Genomic DNA, 11102 nt, shown 5'->3' with positions numbered 1-11102 from the left:
AATTTATGTGCGTCGTCCCGAGTAATATCGACGATCGACTTGTCGCCAACGATCTCGATGAAATTGCGGACGGCCCGCTCGGGGATGACCCGCCATTTACGCCGTTGTTGCGGCGATTTGGTCACCAGTTGAGACGACGCGATATCCTCGATGTAGACCTTGAGTGCCTGGCTGATCGGCACGGAGGCCGCTGGCTCCGCCCCCAGAACAACTGCTTCGGTCGCATGGGCCGTTCGAGAATCAAAGATGGCTTCCATCCTTTCAGCCATCTCGCGCCAACTCGCCTTGGCTTCGAGTTCAGCGGCGGGTCGGTAAGTGAATCCCAGTGCCGCCGCCCGACGCACTGCTGCCTTGTGGCGCTTCAGCGCCACCGATTCCTCCTCGTCGCACAAGAATGACGCCCAGAGATCGTTATCGGCTTTCTCCAGCGCATCTCGCATAACACGAGCCACAGCGAGGTCGTGGGTTCTGAGTGAACTGCGGATGACCGGCGCCCGCTTGTCCTGGTCGGCGACCATGGCCGGGACACGCCGAACATACTGCCAGCGATCACCGCGACGCTGCAGAAAACGGTCAAGCTGAGACCCTCTGGGCATGTCAATTCGCTCCGGTGTACCACGTTATCGGGTCAAATTGTGTCACGGTTTTCAGCAGCCGACAAGGCCTTCCGTCCGACTTGCGCCGATTTCACAGGCCTTACAGCAGCATAGCGATTTCGTGAGGAGGGGAAAATGGAGCGGGTGAAGGGAATCGAACCCTCGTCGTAAGCTTGGAAGGCTTCTGCTCTACCATTGAGCTACACCCGCTCGAAGGGTGGTGGCCATAGTCTCCGCTGATGGGCCCGGGGGCAAGCACGATTTTGGTGGAGGGGGCTGGATTCGAACCAGCGTACGCTAAGCGGTCAGATTTACAGTCTGATGGATTTAACCACTCTCCCACCCCTCCCCAATCGTGACATCGGCGAAGCGAGGCATTTGCGACGCCGCCCGTTGCCGAGCACCATCACGGGCCGGTTTATGCTGGTCAGGCCTCCCCGTGTCAACTGCCATGACGAGGAATTTGCAATGATTTCCCAGATCGGCTTGCCGCTTGCCCGGGTTTGCCGGACGCGGTAGGGCATTGGCCATGAGCAAGAACAAGTTTCCGCCCAAAAAACGCCCGCAGGCCAACCCCGATGACGGGCCGGTCTATCTCTATGGCCTGCATACCGTGCGGGCGGCGCTGGACAATCCCCAGCGCAAGAAGCGCCGGCTGCTGGCCACGCCCAACGGCCTCAACCGGCTGCTCGAAGGCGGCGCCCTGCCCGACCTGCCCCTCGAGGACAAGACGCCCCGCGAGCTCGACGCGATCCTCGGCGCCGATGCGGTGCACCAGGGCGTGGCGCTCGAGGTCGATCCGGTCGATCGCTGGCGCCTCGATGCCCTCGACCGGCTGGACCTCGTCATCGTGCTCGACCAGGTGACCGACCCGCACAATGTCGGCGCCATCCTGCGCACCGCCTGCGCTTTCGGCGCCGATGCGGTGATCACCACGGCGCGCTACGCCCCGCGCGAGACCGGCGTCCTCGCCAAATCCGCCTCGGGCGCCCTCGACATGATCCCGCTGGTGGAAGTGCGCAATCTCGGCGAAACCCTTGAGACGCTCAAGGCCCAGGGCCTCACCTGCCTCGGCTTCGATTCCGAGGCGGACGGCCTTTTGAAGCCCCGCCCCTCCGGCCAGAAGCTGGCCATCGTGCTCGGCGCCGAGGGCAAGGGATTGCGCCAGAAGACGCGCTCGCTCTGCGACGAAATGGTCCGCCTCGACATGCCCGGCCCGATCAAGTCGCTCAACGTCTCCAACGCCGCCGCCATCGCATTGTTCGCCGCGACGGCGGGCCAGGGCTGACTGCTGCCGCGGCGCGCCCTCACCGTTTGGAGCGCATGCCCCGCAGGCAGGTGATGTCGGAGTCGGCGCTCAACGCGCGGTAGCGTTCCGTCTCGACCCCATGGAGCGCCACGCGGCCCTCTGCGTCGTGGTGCAGTCCCCAGCCGAACTGCTTGACCAGCGGCGAGGCGCGCAGGCACGCCTGCGGCCTGGAAAAGAACGCGGCCCGCGCCTCCGGCCACTCGGATTCCGGGATAGCCCGGCGCCTGGCATGGACGGCGAACAGCAGGTCGTCGCTGGTCAGTTGATAGGGCTGCGCGGCCAGCAGCGCATATTGCAGCTGCGCGATGCTGCCCTCCCGGGGCGGCACCCGGCCTGCCTCGGCGGTGCTGTCGGGCGAAACGGTGATGAAGGTCCGATGGTAATTGGTGGTCATGGGAAAAGACCCTGGGATCAGAGCACGTCCGCGGTGATCACCGGCTCGTCGAACACCGATCCGCCTGAGGAGCGCAGCGTCACCACGCTATAGCCCCGCGCGCGCAATTCGCCCAGAAATTCCGGCAGCAGCGTCGCGGTACGCGCATGGATGTCGTGAAAGAGGATGATCCCCGAGCCCCTGGCGTCGAGCCGCGCCAGGGTGCGCTGCATCACGGTTTGCGGGCTCTCGGAATAATAATCCTTGGAATCGACATCCACGTCGAGCACGATGAAATTGTTGTCGATCGCCGTGGTGCGGATCAGCCCCGTCTGGGCCAGATAGGGAAAGCGGAAGAAGCGCGACGGCGACAGGTTCATCGGCGCCAGCGCCGCCGCCACCGCCTGCTGCCCGGCATAGATCTCGGCGATGGCCCCGGTAAGGCTAAGGGTCGACAGATCCACATGGTCATAGGTATGGGTGCCGATCGTATGGCCCTGCTCGGCCACGATCCGCGCCAGCGCCGGATGCCGTTCGGCCTGCGAGCCCAGCATCAGGAAGGTCGCCTTGACGTTGAAGGCCTCCAGCGTCTCGAGAATGCGCTCGGTCTTGCCCGGCCGGGGCCCGTCGTCGAAGGTGAGGATCACTTCGCCCGGACGCAGGATCAATTGGCTGTTGCTCGAGACCGTCAGCGTGCGGCCCGCCAGCCCGGCCGTCACCCGCTGCGGCAGCAGCGAGGGCGTCGGCGGCAGGGGCTGGTTCGCAACGGCGGACGCCACGATGGCCCGCGGTGCCGTGGCGCTGGTGATGACCGCATCGGTCGGGGCCAGCGCCATGAGGCTCTCGCGCGTTTCGGGCGGCTTGGCGCACCCGACGAGCCCCAGGCAAACCACCGCTAAAGCAACCACTCTCAACACGACGAACACCAGACCCTGCCCTGAAATATGCACGGGCCATGGTCAGGTGGTTATGGTTAACAAGCGGTTCCGCTTGGCCGAAATTATCCTTAACGAACCGTTACTTGGCGCGCTGGACCACCTGGTCGAGCGCCTGCAGGAAGCTCGAGCGGTCGCGGGCCGAAAAGCTGGCATTATAGCCCTTGCTCTCCCCGGTCTCGCGCAGATGCTGGCTGAGCTCGCGCATGGCCAACGCCATGCCGATCGAGGCTTCGGTGAACGGCTTGCCGGTCGGGCCGAGCACATGGGCGCCCTTGGCCAGCGCCCGGCTGGCCAGGGGAATATCGGCGGTGATGACGATATCCCCCGCCGTGCAGGCCTCGACGATCCAGTCGTCCGCCGCATCGGCGCCCTGCGGCACCATCACGTTGCGAATCATCGGATCGCGCGACGGGCGCAATCCGAAATTGGCGACGAAGGTCACCGCCAGCCCATGCCGCCCGGCCACGCGGACGACCTCGTCCTTGACCGGGCAGGCATCGGCATCGACATAGATCTGCGCCACCGTCAGTAGAGCACCACCGACCGGATCGATTCGCCCGCATGCATCAGGTCGAACCCCTTGTTGATGTCCTCGAGGCGCAGCGTGTGGGTGATCATCGGATCGATCTCGATCTTGCCCGCCATGTACCAGTCGACGATCTTGGGCACGTCGGTGCGGCCGCGCGCGCCGCCAAAGGCGGTGCCCAGCCATTGCCGCCCGGTCACCAGTTGGAACGGACGCGTGGAGATTTCCTGCCCGGCCCCGGCCACCCCGATGATCACCGACTTGCCCCAGCCCCTGTGGCTGGCTTCCAGCGCCTGGCGCATCACCGTGACATTGCCGGTGCAGTCGAAAGTGTAGTCGGCGCCCCCGATCTGGTCGGCGCCGCGCTTGGTCATGTTGACCAGATGCGCGACGATATCCCCCTCGATCTCGCGCGGATTGACGAAATGGGTCATGCCGAAGCGCTCGCCCCATTCCTTCTTGTCGTTGTTGAGATCGACGCCGATGATCATGTCGGCGCCGGCCATGCGCAGGCCCTGGATGACGTTGAGCCCGATACCGCCGAGCCCGAACACCACGGCGGTGGCGCCCTGCTCCACATTGGCGGTGTTGAGCACCGCGCCGACCCCTGTGGTCACCCCGCAGCCGACATAGCAGACCTTGTCGAACGGCGCCGCCGGATCGATCTTGGCCACCGCGATCTCGGGCATGACCGTGTAGTTGGAGAAGGTCGAGCAGCCCATATAGTGGAAGATCGGCTTGCCCTTGTAGGAAAACCGCGTCGTGCCGTCCGGCATCAGCCCCTGGCCCTGCGTCGAGCGGATCGCGGTGCAGAGGTTGGTCTTGCGCGACAGGCAGGACGGGCATTCGCGGCATTCGGGTGTATAGAGCGGAATCACATGATCGCCCGGCTTGACGCTGGTCACCCCGGCCCCCACCTCGACCACCACCCCGGCCCCTTCATGGCCCAGAACGGCGGGAAAGATGCCCTCCGGATCGGCGCCCGAAAGGGTGAATTCGTCCGTATGGCAGATGCCCGTCGCCTTGATCTCGACCAGCACTTCCCCGGCCTTTGGGCCTTCCAGATCCAGTTCGACGATCTCCAGCGGCTTGCCCGCTTCGAAGGCCACGGCGGCACGCGTTTTCATCTTCGCACTCTCCTTGCACCACGCTTGTTTAGGAAATATCCATTCTGAGCTGACTGTACAGGAGATCGGACAAACAAAACAATAAGTTAGTCAGCTAGTCAAACCGATGGCTGCTTATCGAAGGATGGCAGGATTTTGTACGCCCGGTTCGATCTCGCTAATGTAGGCCCGATCTATCTCAATCATATCAGCAAAAGCCTCTTGGCCAAGGCCGCGAGCCCTCCTCAAGCGCTGAAATTCACCGATAATGCATGGAGTGATTCCATGAATATGGCGTCGGCGGTTGCAGAATAACTAGCCACGGACTAACAGTCTCATTCGGCACTGAATGTCGGAGACGTCTTGCAAACCATTCACGACTTCCAATTGAGCGGACGCGAAGCACTAGTTGCCGTTATTAGGCAAACGAACTATCGGGGTTTAGAGCAAGCCGTCGCATCGCTGACGATGTTCAGCCATCCAGACACAGTCGCTCAAACGGGCCTCAGGGCGATATTTCCCGTCGTCCGCAATTTTGCCAAGCGAGGTGCCATCGAGCAAAGAGGCGGCAGTTTAGTGGGGCTCGACGACAACAAGGCTCCCACCGATGCCTTTTTGTGGGCCAACGCGATAACAAGACGCCCGCCGGATTTACAGTTCAATCATATCTATGCGCGAAGCGATGATCCGGATTGCTATACGTGCTTGGCTAATCTGTGCGCTTCACCTGGGTTTCTCGCAAAGTTGACAGACACTAACTCCGAGATCATTGCATTGCTTCGCTATCGTGCCTTTGAGCTCTATGGCTGGTTTCCAAAAGATGCTGATAAACCAATAGAGCCACCGGGTTATCAAGCATTGGAATGGTGCTCCCCGTTACTGCCCGTAACAAATGTTAGGGAGACTCTGATCGCTCAAGTCAGGCGCAGAGCAGATCGCACTACGAGAATGATTTCACAAACGGGCTGGCTATTCGCTGATGCTATGTAACTAATCCACATACCGCGAGTCTATGCTGGCCAAGCCGGCAATGAATCTACGTACGGTACAGTTTCATAAAAAAACAATGCAAATAGACGGCTAGCAAGCCCACTCAAACGTGTTAAACACGATCAAGCTGGTGCCTACTCCTTCCAGACCCTGTCACACCGCCCGCCGCGCGGCAATGTCTCAATTGGCACGGGCACGCGCCGCCTGGAAGCGGTGAGGGATACGACAATGTCGGGAAATGGTGCCGGCACCAGGACTTGAACCCGGGACCCTCTGATTACAAATCAGCGGCCTGCACCATATATATCAATGACTTACGGCTCTTGTGCGCCATACATGCGCCATTGGCGGTCGCGTAACCCCTAGTAAGCATAGGGGAGTAGGGGTATCAAGCGAAATTCTCGGAAGCGATTTTGTCCATCGCGGATTGGTGGTCGCTCGACGGAAAAAGGTGCCCGTATCGATCCATGGTCACGGCCAGTGTCGAGTGGCCGGCGAAGGTCTGGACGGTCTTCGGCGTGAGACCCGCCTCGATCCAAGTCGAGATCGCGAAGTGCCGCAGCGCGTGCCAGCCGAACGGCTCAAACTTCTTGCGATCCTCTTTGGCCTTTTCTGCGGCCAGAATGATCAGCGGATTGAATTGCCGCTTTATCATATTTCCATGATCGACGAATCCGCCCCGCGAGTTTGGAAAAACGAGGTCATCATCTGCGGCATGTGTTGACCGGCCGCGCCAATCTTTCAATAGAACGGCAACGCCCTGGCCTAGCGGCACGGTGCGGGTGCCAGCTTCGGATTTGGTCACGTCTAGATTTTTGTATGCATCAACACGAGAGTCCACTATGACCTCGCGGCCATCAAGGTCAACGCGGTTCCATCTAAGCGCGTGCATCTCGGAAGCCCGTAGGCCGGTTGCAGCGGCAAACACCAGTTTCACTTTGAAGTCCAGTTCGGCGTTGTCGATCAGAAGTGCAAGCGCCGCTTTTGACGGTGGGACAACCCTCTTGGATCCTTCATCGCGCCTGCCGATCACCCTCACCCCTTGAGCGGCATTGACGGCCACCAGGTCGTTCGCCACGGCGAAGGATAGCGCGCGCGACAAGCTGCCAAGGATGCGGCGCGTCGTGATGACCGATACGCCACTATCGCGCAGCCGGTCCCGAAACTCACCGATGGTGCGTGCCGTCAACTGCGCAAGCCTGACCTCCCCGATCCCGCCGTCGAACTCGATCGCGCGTCCGGGCTCGGGGGCGACGTAATTTCGGAGCTGCCCTTCCGTAACCTTCAGGTAGTGCGCGGTTACTTTCTCGCCGCGTGCGTGCCGACCCTCTAAATGCTCGACGTATAGGTCGACCACTTGGGCCACAGTCGTGTCCTTTGCGGCCGCGCGAAACGCGCCTGTGGATACCTGACCTTCGACCTCGATGCGGCGGGCATCCGCATCGCGCTTGCGCGGGAATTGTTCTTTGTGCCGCTTCCCGCCGGCGTCGGTATAGGCGAGCGTCCACGCCTCCCGCACCTCGCCCTTCGACGTGAGCCAGCGCCGCTTGGTAATCGTTGCCATAATGACCCTCTGATTTTATCCATACATGGCGCACAGAGGAAATTTCGTCAATGCAAGAAAAAAACTCGCTGTTTTGCGACGATCGCCCTATATTTAGGGTGCATCTGGAACGAATGAGCTTTCCGGCAAAGACAGATAAACCAGCCGCGGCTGAACCGACGGCGATTCAATCCTCATTTGTAGGAGGAAAAATTGCACCACGATAACGACAACACGCCGGGCGATTTATTGCTCGGTGCCGATGCCATCGCCAAGTTTTTGGGCATCACTCGCCGCCAGACTTACCGTTTGGTCCATGAAGCGATAATTCCATCGTTCAAGGCTGGAGGAACGGTAGCAGCGCGCCGGTCAAGTTTGCGCCGATGGATGGACGAGGCCGAAGGCAAGAGGGCAGCAGCATGAGCGAGCACATCGAGGAACTAAAGCAGATAGCCGCCCGCATCATGGAGATCGGAGGGAAGATTCCGATCACCGAAGACTCGCCAGATGAACTTTACGAGTTCACCGGCCACTTACTTCAAGCTCGAAGTAGCCTTGAGCACTTCATTGCCGAGGCTGAGCGTAAGCCTAAATATCAGATGTTTTTCGTCTGAGTAAACGGTGCGCCTTCGGGCGCTCCTAGTTCCCATTGGAGGAACCCCACAAATGCAAATTACAAACCTGCGCCCTGTCGAGGGCGCGGGCAGCGTCTTGGCGCGCTTCGACATTGAAGTGACGCCTGAGATTAAGCTGCTCGACTGGAGCTTAAAGAAGGGCGGGCGGGTATTCCCACCCAGCCCGAGGCACGGCTCACCGGCCGCGCATCTCGCACCCACGCTGATCGCAGAGATCACCCGGCTTGCCATGGAGGGCGTTCGCCAGCATGACCGAACCGCAGCAGCCTGAACCACGCATCGGCGAAACTCGCGCATACTGGACCCATAAGGTCGATAGCTTCCCTGGCCCCGTAGCTCAATTTCGCATGGCCCAGCTAATTGATCTGGATGACAGGCTTTATGAAACTGCTCGGGTCGTCTACCGGTTTATGCTCGGGTGGTATCACGATGGGCACGGTGACGCGCTTATATCACAGCGGCATGTTGCCAAGGTAATGAAGCAACGGGCTCCCGAGGGCGCAACCGTGCCCTCACGCAACGCTGTCCAACGCGCGATACTTGCCTTGATGGAGGCCGGCTGGGTTGTCCGCTCGTTCCAGGGCCGTGGTCGTGGCAGGGGTGCCAGTCGATACGTGCCGGTTGCCAATGTTCTTGACCTCGCCGCCCAAGGAAAATTCCCCGAACTGGCCCACGCCAATGGGCCGGTTGAACTGGCCCGCTCCATTGGGCCACATGTGGCCCACGCCAATGGGCCGGTTGAGGCCGAACTGGCCCACGCCAATGGGCCAAAGACTCACATACATGACCCGCGCACAGACGCGGGGACATGTATTGTAAAGCCAGTATCCGCCGCCACCGGCGACGGCGCCGAGGGCGCCGCACCGGGCGTCGGGTTTGACGATGCCTTCTTGGCCTATGGCAATCTTGGAACCTACACGACCGCGCTGGCGGCATGGGGAGAGATCGATTTCGGCCGTCACCCGGTCGAGCACATAATCGCGCGGGCCAAGTCGTGGAAGGACAGCGCTAGGCAAGGCGCCAAGCGTATGCCGTTCGAGAAGTGGCTTAGGCAGAAACGGTACGTCGAGGCCGACCGTCGAACACGTCCCGCCCCCGCCCCTACCGAGCCACCCATCCCGGCCAATGACAACCACCCTGCGGAGGAATTCGCATTGCCCCCTAAGCCCATAGTTACCCATCGTGGCCGGATCGATTCCGCCGAAATCATCAACGAAGAACGCGGAAGCGCGATCCGCATGACAATCGCTGGCCGGGCGGTTGAGGTTCACTACGAACACGCCGACTCCGAAGTCCAGAGGAAAGGCCAGGCCGAGTTGTCAACATTATCAGACATTGCCGGCGCCCAGATTGAGCGGCCGGAACAGCTGGTTGGGCTATCGGTGCGCTGGGAGGAAATGTCGAACGGCACACGCCGTTGGGCACCTGGGGATAGTGAGATGAGGACGCGCGCATGACCACCACCACCGCAACCAGCACTGCAATCGTTCAGCCGCTCGAATTCGTCGCCGACAGCGACCGTCCGTTCCTCGGCCGCCGCATGTCCTGGGAGGAGTTCTATAAAATGCGACCCGACCTTCGACCGGCCAATGACAACGACGACCAGTCCCATCCGAAAAAAGTCCAGAAGTTGGTGCCGCGCACACCGCGCCGGGGCCACAACGCACGCATCCACAATTGAAATGTTGGGGGCGCTGCAGGCGGATTCCTCGCTATTCCCACCTGATCCCACTATATTTAGGGCAGGCACAATCCAGATCACATCGTCAGAACGTCAACCGCGCCCAGCGAACCGGCGCTCAAAAGAGGTGTGCATTGAATCCAAGTGTTGATGATTGGGCCGACGAAAGGCCCAGCGCCATGAACATGGTGCAAGATATTTCCACGCGTGCCGTGAATGACAATGACGACCGCGACGACACCCCAACCGGCGCGGGCTGCCCGCGTTTGCCAGCCGATGCTCTCGAAGCCAAACGCGCCGCAGAAGCCGTCGTGATAGCTACAGCGAAGGCTGCGATTTCGGCCCGCCCTCGCGGTGGCAGGTATCGCGCGCCGGCTCCCAAGCCCAGCCGCCACCCCGATTTTGCAGAAATGCTCCCCGCTTTGGCTTGGTTCTACGGCGCACTGGATGCCAACCCGCTCCCGCTCGGCGAAGCCGCAAACGACAACGATCGGCCGATGTCGGTGCCCGACGTCAATCCGCGCCCGATGAAGGCCGAAACCCTCCTCCGCGCTCTGCCGACCCCGACGCGCGTTTCGGTGGTTTCGGTTCGGCGAGGCGGAAAGCAGGTATCGCCCGCGCGCCGTGTGCCGCACTGGGCGCGCCCTGCTGGTTCTGAATACTGGGGAGCTTTCCGCATCTCCACACGGTCGCGTCGCCTCCAGCAGGTTGTGCGCGTTAACGGCGTGGACGAGTTCCGGGAATACAGCGTACCGGCCGGTACCGTGACTCATGTCTGGGGCGAACGGGTCGGGCAAGACGCCGGCCGGGCGCGCGAGCCGGAAAACGAGAAATACATCACCGAAGCGGAGTCCAGTCGGCAATGGTTCTGTGATTGGCTGGATTGCCAGCCGGGCCGGAATATTCCCAAATCGCTTAAGCGCCGGAAATTCACTGGACCTATCGATTGGGATCGCTTTCGCTTCGCCCGAGGCAACGTCCCCTTCCATTTAGCGCGAGAGCTATGCGGGCTGCCTCCAGCCACAATGTGCCCGCCGGCGCTACCGTGGCGCCCTGAGCATCCGCGGGAATTGTTCGCCGGAATGCTCACTGGCCGGGGAAGTCGCGCCGATGGGGCGGGAACGGCCAGCCGGGTAAAGCGGCCGCGCGATGATACCCAAGAGGCGGGTGATCATGTGCTCGATCGCCTTGCCATCGACGTGTTCGCGGAGCGCGAGCCCGAGGAATACGGGGTTTTATTGGCGATGAAGGCTGCTGGATCTATGGGCGCGCTTGTGGCCAGCAACGATAACGCCACCGGGAAACGGGCTGCATTGAAGGCGGCCGCAGCGCTCAGCGCTTTCTGGCTTGAAAATATTTCCGCCGCATAGCCCGAAAACGCGCCCGAGCCGTCCGTTATCAAACG

General features: G+C 61.4%; 14 protein-coding genes, 2 tRNA genes and 1 pseudogene. 8 read left to right on the top strand and 9 right to left on the bottom strand.

Annotated elements, in window-relative coordinates:
- From DVH29_RS02970 to DVH29_RS02960, 3 genes and pseudogenes are all read right to left on the bottom strand, one after another.
- A pseudogene (locus DVH29_RS02970) lies at positions 1 to 518 on the bottom strand (integrase); the annotation flags it as partial.
- A gap of 214 nt (positions 519 to 732) precedes the next feature.
- Positions 733 to 806 (bottom strand) — tRNA-Gly (locus DVH29_RS02965).
- A gap of 54 nt (positions 807 to 860) precedes the next feature.
- A tRNA-Tyr gene (locus DVH29_RS02960) sits at positions 861 to 945 on the bottom strand.
- Between the two features lie 180 nt (positions 946 to 1125).
- Here DVH29_RS02960 and rlmB point away from each other — a divergent pair.
- A complete protein-coding gene (gene rlmB, locus DVH29_RS02955) occupies positions 1126 to 1884 on the top strand; it encodes a 23S rRNA (guanosine(2251)-2'-O)-methyltransferase RlmB (RefSeq protein WP_114644654.1) in 759 nt (252 codons plus the stop codon).
- Positions 1885 to 1903: 19 nt separating this feature from the next.
- Here rlmB and DVH29_RS02950 read toward each other — a convergent pair whose 3' ends face one another.
- From DVH29_RS02950 to DVH29_RS16730, 5 genes are all read right to left on the bottom strand, one after another.
- A complete protein-coding gene (locus DVH29_RS02950) occupies positions 1904 to 2299 on the bottom strand; it encodes a DUF6157 family protein (protein WP_114644653.1) in 396 nt (131 codons plus the stop codon).
- Positions 2300 to 2316: 17 nt separating this feature from the next.
- The gene (locus tag DVH29_RS02945) at positions 2317 to 3114 is read right to left on the bottom strand and encodes a polysaccharide deacetylase family protein (RefSeq protein WP_114644678.1); all 798 of its coding nucleotides are present in this window, start codon (positions 3112 to 3114) and stop codon (positions 2317 to 2319) included.
- 181 nt (positions 3115 to 3295) lie between these two features.
- Entirely contained in the window at positions 3296 to 3745 is a 450-nt protein-coding gene (locus tag DVH29_RS02940) for a YaiI/YqxD family protein (protein ID WP_439331603.1), read from the bottom strand.
- On the bottom strand, positions 3742 to 4869 hold the full coding sequence (locus tag DVH29_RS02935; RefSeq protein ID WP_114644651.1) for an S-(hydroxymethyl)glutathione dehydrogenase/class III alcohol dehydrogenase: 1128 nt from the start codon (positions 4867 to 4869) through the stop codon (positions 3742 to 3744). Before DVH29_RS02935 ends, DVH29_RS02940 begins: the two co-directional genes overlap by 4 nt.
- 114 nt (positions 4870 to 4983) lie before the next feature.
- A complete protein-coding gene (locus DVH29_RS16730; protein ID WP_199562508.1) occupies positions 4984 to 5097 on the bottom strand; it encodes a helix-turn-helix domain-containing protein in 114 nt (37 codons plus the stop codon).
- A gap of 114 nt (positions 5098 to 5211) precedes the next feature.
- Between DVH29_RS16730 and DVH29_RS16160 the strand changes: the two genes are divergently transcribed.
- Positions 5212 to 5838 (top strand): hypothetical protein, encoded by a 627-nt coding sequence (locus tag DVH29_RS16160; protein ID WP_147275989.1) that lies wholly within the window; start codon positions 5212 to 5214, stop codon positions 5836 to 5838.
- Positions 5839 to 6226: 388 nt separating this feature from the next.
- On the opposite strand, the gene DVH29_RS02925 is transcribed toward DVH29_RS16160, so the two are convergent.
- Positions 6227 to 7402: a tyrosine-type recombinase/integrase gene (locus DVH29_RS02925; protein WP_114644649.1), complete on the bottom strand. Its 1176-nt coding sequence runs from the start codon at positions 7400 to 7402 to the stop codon at positions 6227 to 6229.
- 192 nt (positions 7403 to 7594) lie between these two features.
- Here DVH29_RS02925 and DVH29_RS02920 point away from each other — a divergent pair, with 192 nt between their 5' ends.
- The 6 genes from DVH29_RS02920 (at position 7595) to DVH29_RS16155 (ending at position 11067) form a co-directional block, all read left to right on the top strand.
- Entirely contained in the window at positions 7595 to 7804 is a 210-nt protein-coding gene (locus DVH29_RS02920) for a helix-turn-helix domain-containing protein (protein WP_114644648.1), read from the top strand.
- Positions 7801 to 7995: a hypothetical protein gene (locus DVH29_RS02915; RefSeq protein ID WP_114644647.1), complete on the top strand. Its 195-nt coding sequence runs from the start codon at positions 7801 to 7803 to the stop codon at positions 7993 to 7995. Before DVH29_RS02920 ends, DVH29_RS02915 begins: the two co-directional genes overlap by 4 nt.
- Before the next feature lie 52 nt (positions 7996 to 8047).
- Positions 8048 to 8287, top strand: coding sequence for a hypothetical protein (locus DVH29_RS02910; RefSeq protein WP_114644646.1), 240 nt, complete (start codon positions 8048 to 8050; stop codon positions 8285 to 8287).
- Complete coding sequence (locus tag DVH29_RS02905; protein ID WP_147275988.1) at positions 8265 to 9473, top strand: hypothetical protein; 1209 nt, start codon at positions 8265 to 8267, stop codon at positions 9471 to 9473. Before DVH29_RS02910 ends, DVH29_RS02905 begins: the two co-directional genes overlap by 23 nt.
- Positions 9470 to 9697 (top strand): hypothetical protein, encoded by a 228-nt coding sequence (locus tag DVH29_RS02900; protein WP_114644644.1) that lies wholly within the window; start codon positions 9470 to 9472, stop codon positions 9695 to 9697. Before DVH29_RS02905 ends, DVH29_RS02900 begins: the two co-directional genes overlap by 4 nt.
- 179 nt (positions 9698 to 9876) lie before the next feature.
- The gene (locus DVH29_RS16155; protein WP_147275987.1) at positions 9877 to 11067 is read left to right on the top strand and encodes a hypothetical protein; all 1191 of its coding nucleotides are present in this window, start codon (positions 9877 to 9879) and stop codon (positions 11065 to 11067) included.
- Positions 11068 to 11102: the final 35 nt, after the last annotated feature.

The organism is Pelagibacterium lacus (genome assembly GCF_003345525.1).
In the GTDB taxonomy this organism is placed as follows: domain Bacteria; phylum Pseudomonadota; class Alphaproteobacteria; order Rhizobiales; family Devosiaceae; genus Pelagibacterium; species Pelagibacterium lacus.
This window is presented reverse-complemented; position numbering and strand designations above follow the sequence as displayed.